Origin of the sequence: uncultured Pontibacter sp., assembly GCF_947502515.1 — a bacterium.
In the GTDB taxonomy this organism is placed as follows: domain Bacteria; phylum Bacteroidota; class Bacteroidia; order Cytophagales; family Hymenobacteraceae; genus Pontibacter.
This window is the reverse complement of sequence record NZ_CANNAI010000005.1, coordinates 258369-283819: the sequence shown is the minus strand read 5'-3', so window position 1 is coordinate 283819 and position 25451 is coordinate 258369. Positions and strand designations below refer to the sequence as shown.

At 50.7% G+C, this 25451-nt stretch carries 16 protein-coding genes; 8 read left to right on the top strand and 8 right to left on the bottom strand.

The features are described from left to right. Nucleotides 1-2: 2 nt before the first annotated feature. Nucleotides 3-1334: an undecaprenyl-phosphate glucose phosphotransferase gene (locus Q1A54_RS14575; RefSeq protein ID WP_196115691.1), complete on the bottom strand. Its 1332-nt coding sequence runs from the start codon at nt 1332-1334 to the stop codon at nt 3-5. Nucleotides 1335-2388: 1054 nt separating this feature from the next. Here Q1A54_RS14575 and Q1A54_RS14570 point away from each other — a divergent pair. The 3 genes from Q1A54_RS14570 to Q1A54_RS14560 all read left to right on the top strand — a co-directional run bounded on the left by Q1A54_RS14570 (nt 2389) and on the right by Q1A54_RS14560 (nt 10471). Then, nucleotides 2389-8925, top strand: a complete 6537-nt coding sequence (locus Q1A54_RS14570) for a gliding motility-associated C-terminal domain-containing protein (protein ID WP_299989635.1) — start codon at nt 2389-2391, stop codon at nt 8923-8925. Between the two features lie 6 nt (nt 8926-8931). After that, complete coding sequence (locus Q1A54_RS14565) at nt 8932-9948, top strand: type IX secretion system membrane protein PorP/SprF (protein ID WP_299989632.1); 1017 nt, start codon at nt 8932-8934, stop codon at nt 9946-9948. Nucleotides 9949-10078: 130 nt separating this feature from the next. Further along, complete coding sequence (locus Q1A54_RS14560; protein ID WP_299989630.1) at nt 10079-10471, top strand: transmembrane 220 family protein; 393 nt, start codon at nt 10079-10081, stop codon at nt 10469-10471. 73 nt (nt 10472-10544) lie between these two features. On the opposite strand, the gene Q1A54_RS14555 is transcribed toward Q1A54_RS14560, so the two are convergent. Both Q1A54_RS14555 and Q1A54_RS14550 read right to left on the bottom strand, forming a co-directional pair. Beyond that, nucleotides 10545-10754 carry a heavy-metal-associated domain-containing protein gene (locus tag Q1A54_RS14555; protein WP_299989627.1) on the bottom strand — a complete coding sequence of 70 codons (210 nt, stop codon included), beginning with the start codon at nt 10752-10754 and terminating at the stop codon, nt 10545-10547. A gap of 35 nt (nt 10755-10789) precedes the next feature. Next, nucleotides 10790-13024 carry a heavy metal translocating P-type ATPase gene (locus tag Q1A54_RS14550; RefSeq protein ID WP_299989625.1) on the bottom strand — a complete coding sequence of 745 codons (2235 nt, stop codon included), beginning with the start codon at nt 13022-13024 and terminating at the stop codon, nt 10790-10792. Between the two features lie 295 nt (nt 13025-13319). On the opposite strand from Q1A54_RS14550, the gene Q1A54_RS14545 reads away from it, so the two are divergent. Further along, nucleotides 13320-16667 carry a PAS domain-containing protein gene (locus Q1A54_RS14545; protein ID WP_299989622.1) on the top strand — a complete coding sequence of 1116 codons (3348 nt, stop codon included), beginning with the start codon at nt 13320-13322 and terminating at the stop codon, nt 16665-16667. Between the two features lie 2 nt (nt 16668-16669). Beyond that, the gene (locus Q1A54_RS14540) at nt 16670-17086 is read left to right on the top strand and encodes a response regulator (protein WP_040574064.1); all 417 of its coding nucleotides are present in this window, start codon (nt 16670-16672) and stop codon (nt 17084-17086) included. A 99-nt stretch (nt 17087-17185) separates the two neighbouring features. Here Q1A54_RS14540 and Q1A54_RS14535 read toward each other — a convergent pair whose 3' ends face one another. Together Q1A54_RS14535 and Q1A54_RS14530 are read right to left on the bottom strand one after the other, a co-directional pair. After that, nucleotides 17186-17566 (bottom strand): DUF305 domain-containing protein, encoded by a 381-nt coding sequence (locus tag Q1A54_RS14535; protein WP_299989617.1) that lies wholly within the window; start codon nt 17564-17566, stop codon nt 17186-17188. Between the two features lie 80 nt (nt 17567-17646). Then, a complete protein-coding gene (locus Q1A54_RS14530) occupies nt 17647-18225 on the bottom strand; it encodes an AraC family transcriptional regulator (RefSeq protein ID WP_299989615.1) in 579 nt (192 codons plus the stop codon). Between the two features lie 294 nt (nt 18226-18519). Between Q1A54_RS14530 and Q1A54_RS14525 the strand changes: the two genes are divergently transcribed. Further along, complete coding sequence (locus Q1A54_RS14525) at nt 18520-19926, top strand: DEAD/DEAH box helicase (RefSeq protein WP_299989611.1); 1407 nt, start codon at nt 18520-18522, stop codon at nt 19924-19926. A 76-nt stretch (nt 19927-20002) separates the two neighbouring features. Here Q1A54_RS14525 and Q1A54_RS14520 read toward each other — a convergent pair whose 3' ends face one another. Then, complete coding sequence (locus tag Q1A54_RS14520; protein WP_299989608.1) at nt 20003-20374, bottom strand: hypothetical protein; 372 nt, start codon at nt 20372-20374, stop codon at nt 20003-20005. 203 nt (nt 20375-20577) lie between these two features. Between Q1A54_RS14520 and Q1A54_RS14515 the strand changes: the two genes are divergently transcribed. After that, nucleotides 20578-20805, top strand: coding sequence for a hypothetical protein (locus Q1A54_RS14515; protein WP_299989605.1), 228 nt, complete (start codon nt 20578-20580; stop codon nt 20803-20805). Between the two features lie 7 nt (nt 20806-20812). Here the strand turns inward: Q1A54_RS14515 and Q1A54_RS14510 are convergent, their stop codons facing one another. After that, nucleotides 20813-21808, bottom strand: coding sequence for an alpha/beta hydrolase (locus Q1A54_RS14510; RefSeq protein WP_299989602.1), 996 nt, complete (start codon nt 21806-21808; stop codon nt 20813-20815). Nucleotides 21809-21925: 117 nt separating this feature from the next. Continuing rightward, nucleotides 21926-23029 (bottom strand): T9SS type A sorting domain-containing protein, encoded by a 1104-nt coding sequence (locus tag Q1A54_RS14505; RefSeq protein WP_299989599.1) that lies wholly within the window; start codon nt 23027-23029, stop codon nt 21926-21928. Nucleotides 23030-23171: 142 nt separating this feature from the next. On the opposite strand from Q1A54_RS14505, the gene Q1A54_RS14500 reads away from it, so the two are divergent. Beyond that, nucleotides 23172-25376 carry a HAMP domain-containing sensor histidine kinase gene (locus Q1A54_RS14500; protein WP_299989596.1) on the top strand — a complete coding sequence of 735 codons (2205 nt, stop codon included), beginning with the start codon at nt 23172-23174 and terminating at the stop codon, nt 25374-25376. The last annotated feature ends 75 nt before the right edge of the window (nt 25377-25451 follow it).

Here is a 25451-nt window from a genome sequence, read left to right as displayed (position 1 = left end):
CGTTAGTATGCATTTTTCTCGCCTTTCACCATATTCCACACAGTCAGGAAGATGATTTTCATGTCCATCATAAAGCTCCAGTTTTCCATGTACTTCACATCGTACTCCACACGTTTCTCCATCAGGTGCACTTCCTTGGTCTCGCCTCTGTAACCACTCACCTGAGCATAGCCTGTAATGCCTGGTGTTACGAAGTGGCGCATTTTGTACTTGTTGATCACTTTAGAGTAGTGGTCCAACTGCGACACCAGGTTCGGACGTGGTCCTACTACCGACATGTCGCCGAGCAGCACGTTGAAAAACTGTGGCAGTTCGTCCAGGTTGGTCTTGCGCAGGAAAGCTCCTACTCTGGTTACACGTGGGTCATCCTTGGTGGCCTGCAGCTCTGTATTGTTGTTCACACGCATGGTTCTGAACTTGTAGCACACAAACAGGCGGTTCTTTTTACCTGGACGCAGCTGCTTAAAGAAGATCGGACCAGGAGAGCTGATCTTGATAGCCAATGCGATGATCGGCATCACGATCGGGAACAGGAACAGGATCACACCCAGTGAGAAGGCGATATCAAAAGCACGCTTGATCACACGGTTAGTTACCTGCTCCAGTGGCTCTTTGCGCACACTGATCATCGGGATGTTCTGGTAGAAGTACATATTCACTTCACGCTGCACAATGGCACTGAAATCAGGCACGATGCGGAAGTAGATGAAGTTCTCGTCAGCAAACTCTGTCAGCTCGTCGATGTGTTCCTTATCATTTACAGGCAAGGTATAGTACACCTCGTCAATGTTGTTCTGAAGGCAAAATTCCTGAAGGTCAGACACATTGCCCTTCACCATGCTGCTATGCTTGCTCAGTTCGTCGGCCTTGTCAGAGAAGAAGCCCATAAACTTGCGGCCCGGTGCCTCGTCGCTGCTGAAGGTCTGGTGCAGGTTGATCGCTGCCGGACCCATACCTACAATCACGTAGCGGCTGTAGGCCATATCTGATTTTGAGAAATAGCGCTGTGCCAGGAAAAGCACCACACGGCTCAGACCGATCAGCAACGCTGTGAACAGGTAAGTATACAAGAGCAACAGGCGGGACAGATGCTCCAGGTTGAATATCACGATACAGCTGGCCAATATGACGGCGTGTATCGCAAAAGCATTCAGCATGTTACCAGTCCTTCTGCCTACCGGAATAAAACCATCGATCCGGAAAACAAAATTCTTAAACCCGGAAACGATCCACCACACGAGCGCAAACAGTACAAAGAAGATACTGTACTGGTGTGTGAGTTCTAGATCACCGTATCTGAAAAGGTTTGACAGCTTAAACGCGAAAGCTATCAATGTAATGTCTAGTATTAATAAGAGTATTCTATTAAAACTATTATAGTGTCTGTATTTGTGCATAACCTGAAATTGTACTTATTGAATCATAATTCCCTTTTTACCTTAATTGACTTTCTCACGCCTCTCGTCTTCAATCACTTTGTCAATCCCCTCGTTGCTCCAGGACCCATGACAACCTTAATGTCTGTATTCACTTTAGCTTATAATTTATATTCTGCTTAGGAGATACTTGCTTGCCCGCTTTGTAGGGGCTCACAATTAACAACCAGAATTTAGACTGAAATACGACTGCATTTATATTAAGGTTTATTAATTTATCGCTAAAACATCAACAAAATTAAAATTGATAATATTAGTATATTTATATTATTAAATAAACATAGGTTAAAATTATACCTTTAATCTTTATTATATAATTATTTAAATAAATCATCCGTTTTTAGACTGCTATTCCTAAAAAGGTTTCACTCAGGGGCTGGAATTTTTTATTAAAAAATAATCAACAATAATTCGCTTACTCTAAAAAGGATCATTTTTTAAACTACTCTACCAAAATCAAAAAATTTTTACTCAAGCACCGACTAGATTATATTATTTATCCATCCTCACTCGCTGTTTAATACCATATAAGAATAATACAACGCCACACATTACTATCTCGCCTGTATCTGTCCCAAATGCCTTGGAACAGGAAAACAACTAAAGCTTGCGTTAATTCAAGATAGGAGCATTTAATAGAATGCTATTTATCTGGATGTGCCTTAAATCTTGATTCATAAAAAATTTACAATTATTTGAACCAAGTCCCTTCAAAAAACATTTTGCACAATACGGACAGACCATGAAAATGTTCAGCCACAGATGATAAATATTTATTGAGCTCAGAATTCATTTTTCTGATACCTCATTAACTAGTTGACAGACATAGGAAAGGATTACCAACACCTCTGTTTTTCTCTCAAAACGCATCGTTTAGCTGAATTGAATTTTCCGGCCATAGCCATTTTCATAAAAAAGCATTTATCTATAGCAAACTTATACTGAACCCTTTATGCAACCGGTACAAAAGAGCCTCACGTTTGTTGTGCTCACCCTGCTTTATGTGCTGTGTTTTGGTACAAAAACCGTAGCACAAAGTTGCACTCCTATTATAACTATTTCGGGCTCTCCTTCATTATGTGCTGAAGGCGAAACGACTCTTACTGCCACACAGGCAGCCAGTTACAAGTGGTCGAATGGTGCTGCCACACAAAGCATTACCGTCACAGAAGCAGCCACTTATACCGTCACGACCACCACTGAAGACGGCTGTACGGCCACCTCAGCACCTTTACAGATCAGTGACCGGCCAGACGCTACGATCAAAGACCCACTCTACGACTTCACCTATTGCAGCTATACCGGCAGCGCCAACTCTTTTAAGCTGGAGGTGGAGAATGCCTCTACTACAGCCGCCACTAACACGGGCTATACCATCAGTTGGGGCGACGGCAAAAGCAGTGCCCTCGGAACTGATTTTGAGCGAACCAGCCATACCTACACTGCCCCAGGTCTTTATACGATTACCGTAACAGCCACTGACGCCAGCGGCTGCCAGGGTACCTTCACCGAGAAACTTTTCATTGGCAGCAACCCCGGCCTGGGTATCACCAGCGATGGCAATAACATCGACTGCGCCCCGGTATCCTATGGGTTTAAGATCACAGGTGTGGAGGGCAACTCACCACATACAGTTTATACCTTCCAGTTCGACGATGGCACGGCACCTTATGTGTTCAAACACAACGAGCTGCCTGCTGACCGCATCTTACGCCACGAGTTCCTGGAGTCTTCCAAGGACAAGCCAAACGGCTTCACACTGACAGGTACTGCCATCAATCAGTGTAACAAATCCATCGCCACCTTTACCGGTATCCGTATTTCCAAAGGCCCTATCGCCGATTTTGCCATCGGTAATGTGTGCTTGAACGAGCCAGTTCGCTTCCAGGACAAGACCAAGAACGGTTATGATGCCTCTGCCAGAACCGACCGATACCGTGTGCAGTGGGAGATCTTTCCGGCGACAGGCTGGAAGTTCACATCAGGCAATGGCACGACGCTATCTCCGAATGTGGTTTTCAACGAACTGGGTGAGTACATGGTCCGCCTAACTGCCTATCCACTTGACCCGAACTCGACCTGCTTGCCGACCGTGATGGAGCAGATGATCGTGGTGAACGATGTACCCAAAGCGGCTTTCGAACTGACGCCGGACGGCGGTGTTTGTGCTCCTTCTATTTTCAGAGCACAGAACAACTCAACCGGTGCAGACCTGAAATATACCTGGACTGTATCCGCCACAGAAGGCTGGAGCTTTGCGGAGGGCACCGACGCCAACTCTGAGAATCCGGTGTTCAGCTTCGATAAGTCAGGTACTTATACCGTGTCCCTGCTGGCCAGCAGCTTCTGTTCTGCCGTGAGCACGCAGGAAACGAATATCGTGGTCATTCACAAGCCCCTGGCCACTTTGCCAGAGGCGCAAACCTACTGCGGACCACAAACCATTGCCTTCTCTGCAGACAACGCTGCCCACCGACCAGTTTACGATGCCCAGTCCGGCACCATCAGCGCCTACCGTTGGGAGGTGAGCGGCCCTGGCAGCGCAACATTTGAAAGTGGCACCCACGCCGGCTCTGCCTTCCCAACCTTGCGTTTCACAGAGCCGGGCACTTACGAAGTAAAAGTGATTGCTACCAACGAATGCGGCGATTCAGAAGAAGCTACGCAGCAAATCACCATCGACGCTATACCTGTTCTCGAATTGAACGCACCAAAGGAAGTAGTTTGCCTCAACAGCGGCATCATGCAACTGGAGGCCTCACATGCAGGCGGTGTTTGGAGCGGCTCTGAATATGTATCGGCTGACGGACAATTTAACCCCGCTGCCGTGGGTTCCTATACCTTAACTTATACCTACCGTGCTGGTGTGTGTGAAGTCTCCGAGACTATCGCAGTAACGGTGAATGACCTGCCAGCAGCCCCAACCGTGCAGCCGGTAACAATACTTTGTCCGGGCACCCCGGCATTGTTACAGGTACTGCAGGCCGAAGGCAGCGTGCAGTGGTACGACCAGCCAACAGGCGGCAATCTGCTGCACGAAGGCAACAGTTTCCAGACTTTAGCACTTGATCAGACGACAATATTTTACGCCCAAACTACAGTAGAAGGCGGCTGCTCGAGTGTGCGCACGCCACTTAAAGTAGAGGTATACCCGGCCACACCAGCTCCTATGGTAGCCCCTGTTACCCTGTGCGGTGCAGGCAGCAGCGCCACCTTGATAGCGGAAGGCAATGCCGGCGCTTATGAATGGTTTGCAGATGCAGCAGCGACTCAAGCTTTGGAAACGGGCAGAAGCTTCACAGCTCAGAATCTGCCAGAAGGCACCAGCACATTTTATGTACGTGGTGTTACAAATGGTTGCTACAGCCCTGTAGTGGCTGCAACTGTCACGATTCTGCCAGCGCTTGACCGCAACACACTAAAAGAAGTGGCGACGATCTGCGCAGGCCAGTCCCCTGCTTTACTCACTGGCACTGCCCCGACCGGTGGCAACGGTAGCTATACCTATCAATGGGAGGCCAGTGTAACAGACGCTGAAGGAGGATTTGAAGTGATTGCCGGTGCTTCTGCTGCTACTTACCAGCCGGGCACGCTTAACCGCACGATCTGGTTCAGAAGAACGGTGTTATCAGCCGGTTGCTCCCATACTTCCGCTCCTATTGCTGTTACCGTTACACCTGTTATCGATCAAAATACTGTTACCGCTATCGCTCCTATCTGCGAAGGCGCAGAAGCCCCAACCTTGAAAGGCAGCGAGCCAATCGGCGGCACGGGCAGCTATGCCTATACCTGGGAATTTAGTACGACAGGCGTAAATGGCAGCTTTAAAACGCCACCTAGTGGGTTCAGTGGAAAAGACTATGCCCCCGGCGTATTGAACGAAACCACCTGGTTCCGCCGAAAAGTAACCTCCGGCACTTGCCAGGTACACGTGAGTGAAGCCGTGAAAGTGACAGTGGTAAAGCCGATCACGATGAACTTTGTTTCGGTGCAGCAGGGCACCATCTGCAGCGGCAGCACGCCATCTGTTATTATCGGCAGCATGCCACAGGGCGGCACTGATCAAAAGACGTATCGCTGGGAGATGCGCAGCGAGAGCGGCAGTTTTGAGCCGGCTCTTGGCACTAACTCAGGCCTGAACTATACCCCGCAGATCAACGATAAAACCATGTGGTACCGTCGTGTGGTAACAGGTGGCCCTTGCGGCGAAAGCGTCAGCAACGAAATCCAGATACTGGTGCAGCCGGCCATTGAGCAGAACACCATTCAGATCGCCGGGCAGCCGGTTATCTGCGAAGGCACTGTTGCAGCCACGCTCACGGGCGCACTGCCTACCGGTGGCAACGGCAGCTACACTTACCGCTGGCTATACAGCACCGCAGGCCCGAGTGCTACGTTCAGCCCGGCTCCTGGCAGCAACGCCAGCCAGCACTACACGAGTCCGACTACCCTTACTCAGACCACTTGGTATATCCGCGAAGTGGTATCCGGTGAGTGTATCAGCAACTCCGATGTGATCGAGGTAACCGTAGTGGGTTTACCGGCAGCGCCACAGGTAGCTCCTGTTACGGTTTGTGAGGGCAGTAAAGCCACCCTGACTGTGAACAGTCATACCACCAATACCTTCCGTTGGTATGCCAATGCATCAGCACAGGAATACTTATTCGAAGGCTACAGCTTTGAAACAGAGGTACTGCAGCAAACCACAACCTTCTTTGTAGAGGCGGTAAATGTGAACGGCTGCGGCAGCAGTGAGCGCCTCCCTGTGACGGTGACAGTCAACAAACGCATCAACAACAACAGCCTGACAGCTCCAAGTGCACCTATCTGTGCCGGTCAGCGACCGAATGTACTAACTGGTACGACGCCTTCAGGTGGAAACGGCAGCTATACCTATCAGTGGGAAAGTAGCGTAACGGGTGCCAATGCAGGCTTCAGCGTGGTAGCAGGTGCCACAGGTGCTTCATACCAGCCAGAGGCGCTGGAGCAAATGACCTGGTTCAGGAGAGTTGTATTGTCTGGTCCATGCGAGGCACACACCAGCGTAGCCGTGAAAGTGGACGTACTGCCGGCGATCAGCAACAATACTATTGCTATTGAGAAGGGTATCATCTGCGCAGGCGATGTGCTGCAGCAACTAAAAGGTACGGCCCCGGCCGGAGGCAATGGCAGCTATACCTACCTGTGGGAAAGCAGCCGCGATGGCCAGCACTTTACGGCCGCAGCAGGCACTAACAACCAGCCTGATTACCAGGCTCCTGCCCCACTGACTGAGCGCATGTGGTACAGACGAGTAGTTTACTCTGCTCCTTGTCAGCAGTCGGTAAGTACGGTACTGGAGATTGTGGTGCAGCCAGTGATCACCCATAACACCATTATTACTCAGTCACATGCGGTTTGCGCAGGCGATACGCCGGGCGAATTGAAAGGCACCCGGCCAACTGGTGGCAACGAGCAACCGGTATACCTGTGGGAAAGCCATACGGAGGGCACTGACTTTGCCCCAGCTACAGGCAACAACACGGGTATGAACTACCAGCCGGGTCAGCTAACGGAAACCACCTGGTTCCGCCGCAAAGTGGTGGCTGGCGAGTGCTACAATACTTCGGCAGAAGTGCGCATCCTGGTAAATGCCGTGATCGCCAACAACACGATCTCTGCGGATCAGGTGATCTGTACAGGTACTGCTCCGGCTAAACTGATTGGTTCACAGCCTAGCGGCGGTACTGGCAGCTATACCTTCTATTGGGAAGCGGCAGGCAATGACGGCGTGTTCCGCAAGGTAAACAACAGCGTATCAGCCGACCTGAACGTGGGCATCCTCACTACCACGACCTCTTTCCGCCGTGTGGTGGAGACTGGTCCGTGCCAGCATGTGTCGAATGTAGTGACGATTACAGTCTCGCCAGTCATCAGCAACAACACAATTGGCCTGAACCAAAGCATCTTCCGTGGCCAGACACCGGCTCCGCTTTCGGGAACCAACCCAAGCGGTGGCGCAGGAGCAGGCACTTATACCTACCTGTGGGAGAGCAGCCTCAGCCAGCAAGGTGGTTACCAGCCAGCAGCAGGTATAAATAACGGTCGCCATTATACGCCAGGTGCACTGCACGAATCTACCTGGTTCCGTCGCCGTGTCTTCTCGGGTGGTTGCGAAACTACTTCTGATCCGGTGCTGATCGAGGTGCACAAAGGCGTCACGAACAACAACATCTACAGCGATCAGGTAATTTGTGCGGGCAACAAACCGGCTACACTCCAGGGCTCTGTGCCTGTAGGTGGCGATGGTGACTTCCTATACCTGTGGCTGGCCAGCACGAAGGGGTCTAAATCAGGCTTTATGACGGCTACCGGCCAGAGTACCGGCAAAGACTATAGCCCGGCAGCACTCACGCAGTCTACCTGGCTCCGCCGAGTAGTACTCTCAGGTCCAACGCCAGACACCAGCGCGGCTGTGTTCATCAGCGTGCGTCCGCCAATGGCAAACAACCGCATCAGCACCAGCCAGACCATTTGCTATGGCACTGCACCCTCTCCGCTAGTGGGCACATTGCCAACAGGCGGTAGCGGCAACTATAACTATAGCTGGGAGAGCAGCACCAGCGGTCCGGACAATGGCTATACAATAGCTGCAAGTATAAACAATGGCAAAGACTTCCAATCGGCTGCACTTACCCAGTCCACCTGGTTTAGAAGAGTAGTTACCTCTGAGTCCTGCGGAAGATTGGTGAGCGAGGCGATAAAAGTAACCGTAACACCATTGCCGGACATGCCGGTTGCCAGTGGCCAGACCATCTGCCACAGCACCAAAACTACCCTGAACGCCACCGGCAAAGGCGGCAGATTGGAATGGTTTAACCAGGCGAAAGGCGGCAATCCGATTCATGTCGGCAACAGCTTCACCACACCAATCCTGACAAGCACAACCACCTACTATGTGCAGGAAGTGGCTTCGTCGTGCGCCAGCGAGCGCCGCCCGGTAACGGTAACCGTGCCTGCACCAAGTGCCAATGCAGGTTTGGACCAGACTTTGATGCTAGGCAGAACGGTGCAGTTCCAGGCTAGCGGTGGAACGACCTATAGCTGGTCACCAGCGGAAGGACTGAACAACCCGAACATTGCCAACCCATACGCCAAACCAGAGAAAACCACGACCTATACCGTAACCGTGACCAACGAAGCCGGCTGCGTGTCTACAGACGAGGTGACTATTGCAGTGCAACAACTGGTGTATGTGCCAAATACCTTTACTCCGAACCACGACGGTGTGAACGATGTCTGGGAAATCCTCAACATTGAGCAGTACCCGAACTGTAAGGTGCAGGTGTTCAACCAGTGGGGCAACACGGTGTTTAGCTCACAGGGCTATAAACTGCCGTGGGACGGTCGCCAGAACGGCAAGGAACTGCCTATCGCCACATATTATTACCTCATTCAGCTTGACAACCAGGAAAAACCGCTTTCAGGAAGTGTGACAATTGTTAAATAACCGTCTATGAACAAACTTTTAGCTTTAGGATTTGTGCTTTTGCTGGCGACACAGGCCATGGCGCAGCAAAAGCCGCAGTACAGCCAGTACACCCTCAACAATTACCTGCTCAACCCAGCCATAGCAGGTATAGAGGATTACGCTGACGTGAAAATCGGCACCAGACAGCAGTGGTCCGGATTGGAGGGAGCCCCGGTGTCCTATTACGCCACCTTCCATGCCCCGATCATGAAAGAGGTATCGCCCGTTACAGCGGCGCAGCGCAACAGTTCGCCTGCCAAAGAGGCTACCACCAAAAAGCCGACATCCTACCGTCGCATCAGGCCACACCATGGCTTGGGTGCCATGGCCATGACGACAGCTACGGGTCCACTCAAGCGCAGCAGTTTTAATGTAAGCTATGCCTACCACCAGCCGCTTTCCCGCACCATGCGTATAGCTGCCGGTGTGGCACCGGGCCTGATCCAGTACAGCCTGGACCCCACCGCTGTACGTGTCATCAACCCGAATGACAGAGCCATCAACGATGGACGGATCAACGAGATGAAGTTCGACCTGAACATGGGCCTGTGGCTCTATTCTTACAACTACTACGTAGGTATAGCCGGTGCGCAGCTTGTACCCAGCAAGCGTGAGCACCTGACGACTGGCACTGCCACCGACAACAGCGGCCGACTACAGAAGCACTACTTCCTGACGGGTGGTTACCGACTGGATGTGTCGCCCGACCTAGCGCTTATACCTTCGGTAATGGTGAAAATGGCCCAGCCAAGCCCGGTATCAGTAGATGCCACGCTCAAGGCTTTGTACAGTGACCGTATCTGGGCGGCGGCCTCTTATCGGCACAACGAGTCAGTGACTGTAATGGCAGGTATAAATATCAGCTACCTGATGGATCTGAGCTATGCTTACGATGCGAGTGTATCGCCACTTGCCGGCGCCAACTCAGGCAGCCATGAGGTGGTATTAGGCTTAAAACTGCGCAATTCCGCTAAAATAATTTGTCCGCAATGGGCCTGGTAGGCTTTTAAGTTTAAGTTTACTGAATTTATGACGAGCAGCCCCAGGCTGCTCGTTTACTTTTAAAACACAATAAAAACAGGAAACTTTTATAAATTATTTTAGTATAGTTAGGTAACCATCTCCATCAACTATGGTCTTCAAACAAATCATTTCGATTCTCATGGGTATTGTTTTCATTGTCTTTGCAGCGCTGCAATACAATGACCCGGATGCTGCCATTTGGATAGCAATTTATCTATTGGCAGCCATTTTCAGTTTCCTGGTTTCTTTCAACAGAATCAGTCAGGTTGTGCTTTTTAGCGCCTTTGCTGCCTATGCAGTAGGTGCTGTGTTCTTCTGGCCTGAGAAATGGGAAGGGCTAGCCATTGGTGGAGGAGATATTAAAAACATTGAAGAAGCCCGTGAGTTCTTAGGTTTAGCCATGACGAGTGCCTCTATGCTGACCTTTGCTTTGCTGAACAGAAGCAAAGCCCGGCTTCACCCCAGGAAACCCGTCTATAGACAAAGAAAATGGGCAAATTGATAATTCAACTTGCCCATTCATCATAAAACAGCTCTGTCTATTTTAGCAGGCAAAGCATCCTATTTATCACAGGTTATACCTGCTCTGCCTTAAATCCTGCCTTTTCCACAGTACTTTTGATATCCTGTGCATCCAGGCTATTGGCGTTCACTTCCAGGATCTTGTCCGGATTGTCAGTATCCACTTTCCAGTCCTGTACCCCTTCCAGTTTATTGAGGTGTGGCGTTACGGCTCTCACACAGCTTCCGCAGTTAATGGTTGTTTTAAACTTATAGGTCTTCATATTTAACATAATTTATCAACTAATTAAAAATACTTTTATAATTTCTTGCCACGCAGGCGCAAACTGTTACTTACCACCGAAACCGAGCTAAGGGCCATGGCAGCACCGGCTAACATTGGGTTGAGTAGGAAGCCTGTGAACGGGAACAACAGACCTGCAGCAACAGGTATACAGATCACGTTGTAGATAAAAGCCCAGAACAGGTTTTGCCGAATCGTACGCACCGTCGCCCGCGACAGGTTGATAGCCGCCGCCACTTGCACCAGGTCAGAGCGCATCAACGTAATGCCGGCTACATCCATGGCTACATCGGTACCGTGTCCCATTGCGATGCTAACATCAGCTGTGGCCAGTGCCTGTGCATCGTTTATGCCATCTCCTACCATGGCGACTACTTTGCCTTGCTCCTGCAGTTTCTTCACAAAATCTGCTTTGTCGCCTGGCAGTAGTTCGGCCTCAAAGTGCGTGATGCCCACCTGTCGAGATACGGCCGCTGCAGTTTGTGTATTGTCGCCAGTGAGCATGTGTACCTCCAGGCCGGCCTCTTTCATACGGGCTATCCCTTCGGCAGCAGCGGGTTTTATCGGGTCACTTACCGCAAACACACCCAAGGCTTTCTGCCCATTAGCGAAGTATACGGCGGTTTTCGCGTTTTCCTGCAGCTGTCGGGCGGCATCAGCGAGCTGACTTTCTATACTTATACCTTCCTGGCGCAGTAGCTTCTCGTTTCCGGCGAAGAACTTTTCCCCTTCAAAAGCCGCTTCTACCCCCATACCAGTCACGCTGTTAAAGTACTCCGGCTCTAGCGACTGCATTCCCTGCTCTTTGTAGTAGGTATAGATGGCCTGCGCAATCGGGTGTTCTGACTTGGCTTCGATCGAAAAGAAAAGCTGTTCCAGTCGCTCCTGCCCTTCTACGCCTTTTGCCCATACCACATCAGTTACAGCGGGTTTACCCATGGTGATCGTTCCGGTTTTGTCAAGCAGGATGGCATTGGCTTTATAGGCATGCTCCAGGCTCTGCGCGTCTTTGATCAGGATGCCGTTTTCAGCACCTTTGCCCACGCCCACCATAATGGCAGTAGGCGTTGCCAGGCCCAGGGCACATGGGCAGGCGATTACCAGCACCGAAATCATCGACACCAGCGCCTGCGACAGATAAGCTTCTCCGCCCAATACCACCCAGGCTACAAATGTCAGTATCGCGATCAGCAGCACGACCGGCACGAAAATACCCGCTATCTTATCTACCAGCTTCTGCACCGGCGCCTTGCTGCCCTGTGCCTCCTGCACCATTTTGATAATATGGGCCAGCATGGTCTCACCACCGGTTTTGCGGGCAATGAGCTGCAGACTACCTTTCTGGTTGATCGTACCGGCAAAAAGCATATCTCCCACTTGTTTCTGCACCGGCAAAGGCTCACCGCTCAGCATGCTCTCGTCCACATACGAGCCGCCTGACACTACCTCACCATCCACCGGCACCCGGTCGCCCGGCAACAGCAGCACATGGTCACCTAGGCGCACCTCTTCTATGCGAATCTCAGCTTCCACACCATCACGAACCACGCGCACCGTTTTGGGCTGCAGGCCCATCAGTTTTTTTATAGCTTCGGAGCTTCTGCTTTTGGCGCCTTCCTCCAGGTACTTACCCATCAGGATAAAGGCAATGATCACCGCTACGGCTTCGTAGTACACGTGCGGCTCCAGTCCGCGGCTCAGGAAGAAATCTGGGTATACGGTATTGAACAAGCTGAAAATAAAGGCTATACCTGTGCTCAGTGCTACGAGCGTATCCATGTTGGCCCGCAGGTGCTTGGCCTGCCCCCAGGCATTCACGAAAAAGTGACGACCGGCCCAAAGCAGAATCGGGGTAGTGAAAGCCAGCATGGCCCAGTTGCCCCAGCTGAAGGCATTGTGGAAGAACATGCCCAGCACAAATACCGGGAATGCCAGTACGCCCGCTACAATGGTTTTGGTTTTGAGTACACCCAGTGCCTTCTCCTGGCGCTCCTCCAGTTCCTCCTCGGTATGCTGGTCAATCAGCAGTTCAAAGCCGATCTCCTCCAGGGTATCGCGCAGCTGATCCGGCTTAACCTGATCCGGCGCATAAGCAACCTGCACTGTCTTGCCGGCAAAGTTCACGTTGGCCTCCTGCACGCCCTCCACAGTACGCAGCATGCTCTCTATGCTGGAGGCACAGGAGGCGCAAGTCATCCCCTCTACGGGGAAAGTATCTTTTTTATAGGCTTTTTTTGTGATCGTTTCCATGTTGTCTCGATGGTTTAGCGTCCAATCAATACAAAGGTACGCCCCTTTCATGCCCTGTGTGTTACACTATCTTTTAAAAGGTTTATAGATTTTTGACGGATTGAGCTGCTGTACTATACCTGAACTATATCATATTTGCCAGAAAATCAGTTGAATAAAACTAATTGGAGGCTGTATTTTTGTTTTTAGAGTTGCAATTGTTTAAGTTCGGGGATAAACACTGATAACAATCAGTGCAAAATCCGCGACCCAAATACTTGTGCTTCGTAATTTAGTAAGCACCTGTACCTGACCCATGTTGAAAACAAACCAGCCCACGCATCTGCATGCAGCATCGCGCACGACCTATCTTGTGCTGTTTGTATTCGCGGGCCTATTGATTACCCTGCTCATCCTGATCTCCAACACCTTTTTTCAGGCCCGCCAGGTTCAGCTCAGCCATGATGCTTATATCGTGCTGGCCTTGCAGGAGCTTGAACTCATCGATGACCTGCAGACCAATGATGATGCCGTACACCAGGCAGTACTACTGCACCTGACTTCAACCAGTCCTGCTGAGAAAGCCAAATACGAAAAGGACATTCAGGCGACCCAGGCACACAGTGCCGACATCATCACGCAGTTGAAGGCCATGATGCAGGATAAGCAGCGCCAACAGATTCTCCGCAATTTTGAAAATGAGACGGCTGCGCACGATACCCTGGTCAAGCACCTGCTGCAACTTAGCCGCAGTAGCAACATAGCAGAGGCTCTGGCCTATAACCGCATGGTGATCACCCCTGAATACCGGCATCACCAAAACTACCTCAAGGATTTAAGTGAAAGTATACGCCAAGCTACCCGCGAAAGCAGCCAGCAGGCATCTCATTCTATCTCGTCATTTGTACAAAGTCACCGGCTTATACTTGCCATTATCATACTGATAAGCATTGCCGCCACTCTTCTGCTCCGCAACGTCATTCAGCGGCTGCGCTCTGACAACAAATTGCTCAACGCCGAAATGCAGAAACGACAGGAACTGCAGGAAGCGCTATCTGAGAGCCAGCTGAAGTATAAGATGCTCTTCGACATGAACCCTATCCCCATGTGGGTGTATGACCGGCTCACGATGCAGTTCTTGGACGTAAACAAGGCCACCCTCCGTGAGTATGGTTACAGCAGAGAGGAGTTCCTGGCGCTGAACATATTCGACATAAGGCCGCAGCATGACGTGCCGCTTCTTAAATTCAGGCTGGACCAGGTAGACGAGCTGGAGTCGCAGCAAAGCAGGGTGCGCCATAAACGCAGCGACGGCAGTGAGTTTGAGGTCGAGGCGATTTCTCATGCGCTGCCGCGCATTGGGGAAAGTATGCCGCGTCTGGTTGTCGCTATAAACGTGGATGAGCGCCTGGAGATGATCGAAAAACTGCAGGTGAACGATAAACAGCTGCGAGAGATCAGCTCCAGCATACCGGGCGCTGTTTTTCAACTGGAGATGAAGAGCCTGTCCCATTACGCCTTTACATTTGTCAGTGACGGCATCCAGGACCTTTTTCATATAAGTCCTCAAGAGGTGTATGGCAACATTACGGCGCTATACCGACACATCGAGCCTGATGATGTGCCCCAGGTTCTGAGTGCCATCACTGATTCTTATCGCAGCCTGTCTCCCCTGGTGGTGATCTTCCGGATCAGGCAGCCGCAGGGCGGCCAATGGAAATGGGTGCAGACCCACGGCCTCCCTACCTGGCGAGAGGCTGGCCACGTGATCTGGAACGGCACTATGATCGATATTACAGAACAGGTCATAGCCCAGGAAAAACTAATGGCCAGTGAGGCGAACCTGAGGGCACTACTTGACAGCTCACCACAGGCGATCTACCTGCTCGATAAATCAATGCGTGTGATGATGTGCAATGCGGTGGCAAAGAAAGATGTGCACAACATGCTGATGAAAGAGCTAAAAACAGGAATGAACTTCCTGGATTTGGTTGGTGAAGAAAAAGGCAGGCAGTTTCGGGAGCAGCATGCACGTGCCATGAAAGGTGAGATCATCCAGTATGAAGATGGCCATGGCGATTTCTGGCATGAAATAGCGTTTCGTCCAGTGCTTGGCCCGGATAACCGTGTGCTGGCCGTTGCCCTGAACGTGCTCAATATCTCAGATCGCAAGCTGGCGCTGGAGACTATCAAGCGCAACGAGGAGCAACTGGCCCGGGCCCAGCAACTGGCCATGCTGGGCAACTGGGAACTTGATGTGGAGCGTGACCAGCTGACCTGGTCTGACAGTGTGTATGCTATTTATGGCGTCAATAGGATGTCCTTTATTCCATCGCGATTCAACTTCATCCATTTTGTGCCAGAGGAGGAACGTGAGCTCATATGGAAGGCGATAGAGGAAGCTTCTGAAAATAACAGTATCCTATCGGTGGAGCACACCATTGTGCGGCCTGATGGTCAGAAGCGTACGGTCTATGAAATTGGAGAGCCGGAATATGATGCGCAGGGAAAGCTGGTCCGTTTCCATGGCTCGGTGCAGGACATCACTGAGCGCAAATGGGCAGAGCAGGAGGCCCTGAAGGCGAAAAACCTGCTGCAATCAACCCTGGAAAACATACCGGAAATGATATTCTCCGCTGACACTGCTCTTAAGATGCTCTATGTAAGTCCGCAGTGCCTCGAACTGACGGGTTATACAGAAGAAGAGTTTACAGCACAGGCTGAGCTCTGGTGCAACAGAATACACCCGGAAGACAGAGTTTACATAGAGCAGCACATTCTGCCAGAACTCAAAAAGGGCGAGCGCCAGCATTATGAAGTACGCATCATAACAAAAGACAACCAGTGCAAATGGCTGATGCTGCGCATTTCGCCCAGAAAGGATGAAAACGGGCACGTTTACCTTCTCGATGGCTCTGCCTCTGACATGACATCTTACAAGGAGGCTCAGCAAAAGCGGGACGAGCTGACTGACCAACTGCTGAAACAAAATCAGAACCTGCAGCAGTTCGCTTACATTGTATCACATAACCTGAGAGCTCCGATTGCTAACATTCTGGGCCTTACCACTATATACAACAAGCACAAGCCTGATTCACCCATGAACCCCCGGGTGATTGACAACCTGTTTAAGTCTGCCAAACTACTCGACACCACCATACGGGACCTCAACGACCTCCTCACGATCAGGAGTGAACTCAACAATGTACGGGAAGAGATTAAGTTTGAGGATGTCTATGAAGAGATCTATGATAGCCTCCCCAATGAGCTGCTGGGAGGGCATATCAGGCTGGAGCGGGACTTCGATGAGGCGCCCAACGTGATTGGCGTTCGGAGCTATGTGCACAGCATCATGCATAATCTCATCACAAATGCTTTGAAATACCGATCGCCTGACAGAAATTTGTATCTGCGGCTTAAAACTTTCACTATTCCTAACTATATTTGTCTCAGCGTATCAGATAATGGTCTTGGGATCGACCTGAGTAAGGAAAAAGAAAAAGTCTTCGGTTTATACAAGCGATTTCATGCTCACGGAGAAGGACGGGGCTTGGGATTGCATCTTGTCAAAACCCAGGCTGAGCTGCTAGGCGGCAAAGTAGAAGTAGATAGTCAGGTGAATGTCGGCACTACTTTTAACATTTACTTTAGACACACCCTGTAGTAATGAATATATTGAAAAGAGTAGTTTTGATTGATGATGATGAAGTGAACAACTTCGTTTGTGAAAGCATCATCCGAAATGAGAACTTTGCTGAGGACGTTTTCAGCTTTCAAGGAGCTGAAGAAGCACTTGATTTTCTGAAGTCTTCTGTGGAACCTTCAGGAGAAAAATTCCCTGATCTGATTTTCCTGGATATCAACATGCCTGGAATGGACGGCTGGAATTTTATTGAAGAGTATCGCAAACTTCCGGAATACGCCACCCAGAAGTGTAGCTTATTTATGCTTTCCTCAGCTGTGGACCGCAAAGACATACAGTGTGCCCGCAGCCATAAGGAAGTAAAGGAGTTTTTCTCGAAGCCCCTCTCTCCTGAGATACTCGAGTTCATCAAAGAAGAATTCTTGATGCGGGTAGAGTAATTTCCTGCTTCAAAAAGCAAGAGCGCATGCCAAGTCAGTACCGACGCAGCATGCGCTCTTGCTTTTAAGTAACTTCGGACTGCAGTACTGTCTGCTTACTCAGTCTAACCGCTGTAGAACTTTCTCCATCTCTGCGATTTCTTCGTTCTTTGACCGGATAATCTCCTCTGCCAGCTTCTTCAACTCCGGATCACTGATTCTGGCCTCTTCACTGACCAGTATCGCAGAAGAGTGGTGCAGGATCATGGAATGAATAAACGCTTTGTCACCGACATAGGACTGGTTGCGCAGCATAATAAATGACCCAACAATAGCTACAATACTCATGACGGCGATGATAGCGTTCAGCTTCTGGTCTCTGTACATCGAGCGCATTACCCCCAGCATGATCAAAGCCATAGGAGCCACCATCAGGATGGTCATGTACAGCCGGCTGAGGTTGAGGTGAATGTGGCTTATTTCGGCTACATTGCTTAACATGACGACATATATCACCAAGAAGGAAAGCCCAAGCATCAGCATAAACTTCCCGTAATTCCCCTTCCCCATAAGCAATTAAATCAGTTTACATTATCCAGCGGCTTCCGCAAGGGAGCTGCGGCTTTTTTATACTCCGATGGGGACATCCCGGTTACCTGCTTGAACTGCGCCGACAGGTGCGCGACGCTACTATAGCCCAAATGGAAACTGATTTGGCTCAGGCTCAACTCGTTGTACGCCAGCAACTCCTTGGCCCGCTCTACCTTTTGCAGCACGACGTAGCGTGCAATCGTAAGTCCTTCTTCAGCCGAAAAGAGCGTGCTCAGGTAGTGGTAGTCACGGCCAAGCTGCTGTGCCAGGTAGTCTGATGTGTTAACATGGAGATTTTCCACCTCTCCAGATCGAATCAGTTCGATAATGGCGATCTTGATCTTCTCGACAAGTTCTGCCTTCTTATCCTCTATTAGTTCAAAGCCATTTTCCTGCAGGGCTTCCCGCAACTTTTGCAATTGCTCTGTTGTGGGCTCCTGCTCCAGCTTTACTTCGCCCAGTTGTATGGCTATCGGATGTAAGGCAAGCTTATCCAGCTCCTGGGTCACCACTTTGAGGCAGCGGGGGCAAACCATATTGCGGATGTGCAACGTGTGTGGCTGTATCATTTCCTTTGTTATATTAAAAGCAAGTCATTGTCGCACCCAGAATATCTACAGAGCGGTCATACCTGCCTATACCTACGCAAATCTAAGAAAACATTTTGCCCTGACACATTTACAGGCTGTCACAAACCAGAACTGCCCTGCTTATACCTGCTTTGAATTATTACGATACACTTCCTGTTGTACCCTTATTCGACCATCCTATACCTGCTGGGTAGCAGTATAGTGGTTTACAAATAAATAAGCGCAAGCCGGAATAATAGACTTACCTTTGTAGCTTGCAATAATCAATCATACATGACATTTAGCGAATTAAATTTAATAGATCCTATCCTGAAGGCACTTCAGGCGGAGGGCTATACGCAGCCTACGCCAATACAGGAACAGGCTATACCACACCTTTTGGCTGGCACCGACGTGCTTGGCTGCGCCCAGACGGGCACAGGCAAGACAGCTGCTTTCGCCATACCTGTGCTACAGATGCTGCACAACCAAAAAAACAGAGCATCTAATACCATCAAAACGCTTATCCTGACTCCTACACGGGAGCTGGCCATACAGATCAACGAAAGCTTTGCCGCTTACGGCAAGAACACCGGCGTGCGCCATACCGTTATTTTCGGTGGCGTGTCGCAACATGCGCAGGTTCAGACCATAAAGCGTGGCGTAGACGTGCTCATCGCAACACCAGGCCGTCTGCTCGACCTGATCGGGCAGGGCTTTATCTCGCTTAAGCACGTAGAGTTCTTCGTGTTGGACGAGGCGGACCGCATGCTGGACATGGGCTTTATCCATGACATCAAGCGCATCATCCCGATGCTGCCAAAGCAGCGCCAGTCACTGTTCTTCTCAGCTACCATGCCGCCTGTTATCCAGGCACTGGCCGATACCATTCTGATTAATCCGGTAAAAGTGGAAGTGACACCTGTGTCGTCTACCGCTGAGAAAGTGGGTCAGGCCGTATACTTTGTAGAGAAAAACGACAAGCGCGATTTGCTGCGTCACCTTCTTTCAGAGTCTGAGATTGACCGTGTGCTGGTATTCACCAGAACAAAGCATGGTGCCGATCGCGTAGCCAAGGACCTGAACAAAGCGAATATACAGGCAGAAGCCATCCATGGCAACAAGTCGCAGAATGCGCGTCAGCGTGCTTTGAGTAACTTTAAGGCAGGTTCTACCCGTGTGCTGGTGGCTACGGACATTGCCGCCCGCGGCATTGACGTAGAGGAGCTGTCGCATGTGATTAACTATGAACTGCCAAACGAACCTGAGACTTACGTGCACCGCATTGGTCGTACGGGCCGTGCCGGCAATGCAGGTATAGCACTGTCGTTTTGCGATGAGGAAGAACGCTATTACCTACACGACATCCAGAAGCTGATCAACAAGCAGATCAAAGTAAATGCGGACCACCCTTTTGCTTTGCCTGAGCACTTATCTGTTAACCTGGAGCATGCCAAAAAGCCGAAAGGCCCAGCCGGAAGAGAGCCGCGCAACAAAACAGCTTCTAATAACGGTAACCGTGCTGCAAGTGGTAACAGGCCATCCGGAAGCGGTAATGGCCGATCAGGCAGAAGCGAAGGAAACAGCCGTGCTACTGCAAGCGCAGGCACGAGTAGCCGCTCAACTAAGGGTAACAGCAGAAACTGGCGAGGTAAAAAAGGAGGCGGTCAAAGCCGCCCATCCGGAAATCTGGAATACTAGCCGTTCATAACATAAAAAGCCCCGCCTCTTTGTAAAGAGGCGGGGCTTTTTGCTGAATTCAGGTACAGCCTATACCTTAAATGCGACTTTGGTCGCTGTCGTTCGGCTCGGTATCATCTTCCCCAAAAGGCTGCTGACGACTGCGGATGCCATTCACATCATCGTCCATGGCGGTATCACTGCCTTCGTACTCGAAGCCGGGGCCCTGTGCGAACTCCTCCGTGCTCTTGGGATTGTTGGCGCCATAGCCAGTCGCTTCGTTCCCCTGTATATGCAGGTTTTCAAGGCTGTCTTTCTGGTCGCCTCGCTCCAACGCTCCCCCATACCCCACGTTGCGCTTCGCAGATGGGTCAGGTTTGTTACCCATCGTCTGTCCTTTGCGGTGCTCGTCGTTTATATTCTTCGGGCTATTGGGCGTGTTCTGTATATCTTCATCTCTGGTTGCCATAATTCAATTCGTTAGTTTACCTGTGTATACGCTCAGCCGGGAGATCAGTTAGGTACAGCAATTTTTATTTAACATAATCAATCAACTGAACACTATTATATATCTACCACATCTTTCGATTATCTTTGAGCGAAATAACGCAAACGGATGGCACGTATGGCACCTCAATTGCGTTACAGAGAGAACCGGCAGCAAAGTAGCTTATGAAACTATCGAAAATATATGACCCGCGTGAAATGAACTCTTACCAGTTCGTGGCTATGACGGGTTTGGTGATGACCATACTGGCAAATATTATCTTACTGTTTATCGACAAAACAGTGGAGAATTTCAATGCGCTATACCTTTGCTGGTTTATATTCTTTGGATTAGGCACCATTGCTAACTTCAACAGCAAGCCCGATGATCACGATCATCATCACCATCACTAAGATCAGGTTACTGCTTCAGGAATTCCAGCAGCGCTTTGTGAAACTGATCAGTTGCCTCGATATGCGGGATATGTCCCACCCCGCTTAATTCCAGCAATCGGGCATTTGGTATAGCTCCGGCCGTTTGCTGCCCCAATTGCGGATACTGTCCGTACTGCTTCCGCTCCTCTTCGCTTTTGATATAGGCTTTGCCTACCACTGTGCGGTCCTCCACCCCGATGGCCAGTAACACAGGCATTTTCAACTCGCTGAATTCATACACCACTGGCTGCTCATAGATCATAGCGTAGGTATGCGCCGCCACCCGTGCCACCAACGGGTAGTCCGGACTCTGCAACTGTGCTGCAGGTATACGTACCCATTCTTCATAGGCTGGTTTCCAGGAGGTATAGTAAGTCTTGTGATAGCCCCGAATGCCTGTCTCCGTGCGCTTCAGTTCTTCCTGGTATAGCTCATCCAGACTCTTGTAAGGTACAATGCGCCGGTAGTCTTCCAGCCCGATCGGGTTTTCGAGCACTAGTTTGGCGGTCGTCTCCGGATACATGAGTGCGAACCTTGTGGCCAGCATGCCCCCCATGGAGTGCCCTACCATCACGGCCTCGCTGATTTTGAGGTGGTCCAGCAATTGCCGTGTATACTGCGCCAATTGGTGAAAACTGTAATGCACCTCTGCCTTGTCTGACTTGCCGAAGCCTAACTGATCTGGCACTACAACCCGGAAGCCCTGTCCTGCCAGGAAGTTCACTGTCTGCTGCCAGTAGGCTCCCAGAAAGTTCTTGCCATGCAGGAGCACCACTGTCTGCGGATTTTTGAAACTGGTGGGCGGCGACACGTCCATGTAAGCCATTCTGTACTTCTGCCCCTCCTGCTCCACTTCCAGGTAATTCACCGGGTAACGGTAAGCATAGTCGCTCAAAGTGGCATCGTAGGTACGCTGCGATTGTGCTGCTGCCGGAACCTGGAAGAGTAGCAGGAATAAAAAAGGGTATAGATAGTTTTTCATCTGATTCAGGTATAAGTCATGTTCTTTTTACTTACAGCGGGCTGGAAGAGTTATGACGCAAAAAGCCCGGCGCTGCAGGCACCGGGCTTCTCTACTGAACTATGCCACAAATCTAATTTACTGTACTAACACCTTTTTGGTATGGTAGCGGCTACCCTGGGCCACTTGCAGAAAGTACAAGCCACGGCCAAATGGAGTCAGGTCTATCTCCCGTTCATATACGCCTTCCAACTTCTCTACCGTATCCACAAACACCTCCTGTCCCTTATCATCCATCACCCGCACCACGGTAGTGCCTTTGTTTTTGAGCGCGAACTTAAGTTTGAAGCGTCCATTGTTCGGATTGGGATGGAAGTTAATCTCCTCTACCTTCAGTTCTTCACGAGACTTCATCTCTACAGGAGCACCGGATGCCTTCAGTTGTTCTTTGTCAGCCTTGGTCACATCCTCCACCCTGGCTTTGTGCACAAGAAAAATAGTCCGCCCGGGTCTGGTAAAGTGCAGTCCAACTTCCTCGCCCGTCACCTCTACTTCTTTCCCGTCGCGATCGATGCGGTATACCTTCTTGTCTTCTCCATCTGTGATGATCTTGATGTAAGATTTCCCCTCTTTCATGAGCAGCGAGTCTGTTCGCAGCCCTCTAGGCATTGTTTCCACGATAATCCGCTCTATTTCCTTAGGATTTATCTCCTTCAGACGCTCCCCGTCGAGCATTCTGAATGTAAAGGCCGAGTCCCGGTGCATTTTAATGAAAGCGTCAGGGTGTCCCTTTATTGTCAGGTTCTTTCCCTCTCCTCGCAACACTTCCATCCGCTTCACCATCTCTTTACTCAAACTATCGGCAGAAAACGTCAGCACACGCACCTCTCTCAGAGCTCGCCGCATGGCACTGTCTCCTTCCAGACTTTGCGCCCTGGCCCTGAACATGGCATTCCCCGCTCTGCCCAAGGTATAAGCTCTGACTTTTCCATCCAGCAGGCGCATGTGCGCAGTATCCAGTCGGGCTGCTTTGAGGGCTTTGGCGATGGCCTCTTCCGTTTCGGCTGTAAAGGTGGTATCAATCACCACAGTTTTGCCATCCACAGTGCGGATCATCTTGATGTGCATCTTATGCTTTTGCTCGCCTGACTCCTGCGCCAGGGTACGGTAAAAGGGCAATAGCCCCATCAGTAAGGCAAGGGCCAGTCTGAGCAAGGTCTGGAGGTTAAGGAAGAGGTTCATAGTATTGGGGTATAATGGGTTAGCGAATCGTTTCTACAAATGTACGCCAGCACAGGGGGCCTAAGCGTTAAAGCCGAGTTAAAGTCTGTTAAGGAAAAGTTAAAGTGATGGACAAGCCGGACGAAATACGTAAATTTGTTATGTGAGCAAACTGACTATCATAGGTGTTATCGTGCTGATGAGCATATCGTTACTGGGTATGGTCGGCCTTCAGCTGTACTGGATATCGGATGCCATACAGGTGAAGCAGGAGCAATTTGACCGCAGCGTGCACGAGGCGCTGGCCCGTGTGGTCGAAAAGCTGGAGACCCAAGAGGCCGTGTCAGCAGTGGCAAGCGGAATGGCTACGCTACAGCAAACTGAACAGGAAACTGTGCCGCTTCATGGAGTACCGTCTCTTTCAGAAGTATCATTTACCAGCGCCAAGCAGGCAGAAGCTTCTGATCAGTCTCAGGGCAGTAGCAAGATCGCCTCACAAAGCAAAGCCCAGGGTATAGCAACAGCAGAAGGTAGGGTGCCGACAGAAAAGCAGCAGCCAGACAAGCCCACGCTTTACAGAAGCATAAAAGGGCAGGCCTTTCCCTATGCTGGCAACCGCAGTTTCCGGGTGGAGTTTAGCTCCTTAGACTCTATGGTGCAGCACCTGATGCCTCCAGGAGTTCGTATGCCCGCTATGCCAGCCATCCCGATCGAGCATATCCAGTACATGGCGGCTTGGCAAGCCCAGGCAGACTCCATGCAGGCACGCGCCCAGCGACTGAGCCAGAACAGCACCTTGCGTATACGACGATTACCGGACAGCACGGTTAGGTATACCCGCCAGCTGAATGGCCGTAGCGTTCACTTTTCGGTGGATACGCTGCAGTATATTGCCCTGCACCTGGACAGCCTGCGCCGTAACAACTTCATCACCCAAACCCTTTCGCCCTCTGAAATAGCCTCTATCAACGTGCGGAAGGACAGTATTTTCATTTATAGAAATGGCAATACCGCCCGTGGCAGCAACTTTACGGAGGCCATCGTATCGGATCCAGCGGTTCTTTCGGGCAGTAAGATCACCTTCCGGAGCATTCACAGGCCAGAAGAGCGAAGAACCGCACAGGAGACAGCACCCAACAACACAGCGCTTCAGGCCAGGGCAAAATCGAGTACTGTACCTGCCATAACGGCAAAGCCTGCTCAGCGCACGTCCGTCCAGCCGACTGCAGTAGCTACGCCGGATCCGGCCAAAATAGAGGCGAAAAAAGAAAAGCTGAATGATGTAGTAGAGAAAATGGTGGTGGAGTATGTGGCCAAGGACATCCCCCTGGCGCAGCGCATGGACCTAAATGAACTGAAACCAATGCTGCAGAGCGAACTCCGCGACAAAGGCATTGCGCTGGATTTTGGCTACTGGGTACTTTCCGATCAGCAGGATACGGTGACGTCCAGCCACTTGCCGGTCAGGGGCATCAATTCCTTTGCCACTTACAAAGCCAGCCTATTTCCAAACGACATATTTGATAAGTCTGACCAGCTTGCTGTATACTTTCCCGACAGCCAGGCCTATGCGCTCAAGTCCCTCTGGATGATGCTGGCTTTCTCTGCGCTCTTCACCCTGATCATGGTAGCCACTTTTGGCACCACGATTCACATTATTTTCAGGCAGAAAAAGCTGTCGGAAATGAAGAACGACTTCATCAACAACATGACGCACGAGTTCAAGACGCCGATTGCCACTATCTCGCTTGCGGCTGATGCCATCTCCAACCCCAAGGTATACGCCCGCCCGGAGAAGGTGCAGTACTACACTGGCATCATCCGGCAGGAAAACAAGCGTATGAACACACAGGTGGAGAACGTACTGCAGATAGCCCGACTTGAGAAGAACGACTACCAGATGAACCTGACCCGGACTGACCTGCATGCCCTGGTGCTCAAAGCAGTTGAAAGCATACACCTGCAGGTAGCGGAACGACAAGGCACGATCACCACCGAGCTGCATGCCACTGCCCCTGATCTTGAGCTGGACGAGGTACATTTTTACAATGTGATCTGCAACCTGCTCGACAACGCCAACAAGTATTCTCCGGATCGCCCTGCCATTCGCATCGAAACCTATAACACAGCCGGCGGCACGCTGCTCGCTGTGGAGGACAAAGGCATGGGCATGACCCGCGACACGCAACTGCGGGTGTTTGACAAGTTTTACCGCGTGCCAACCGGGAACCTGCATAACGTGAAAGGATTCGGACTGGGACTCAGCTACGTGAAAGCCATTGTAAAAGCCCACAACGGCACCATACGGCTGCAAAGTGAGCCGGGCAAAGGCAGTCGCTTTGAGGTATTTTTACCAGCCAGTGCCTAAAAGCACAGCGCCGTGCAACCCGTGAGCCCTATGTGGCATCTTTAACTTAAAGCCTATACCTAAATTTGCCACCTT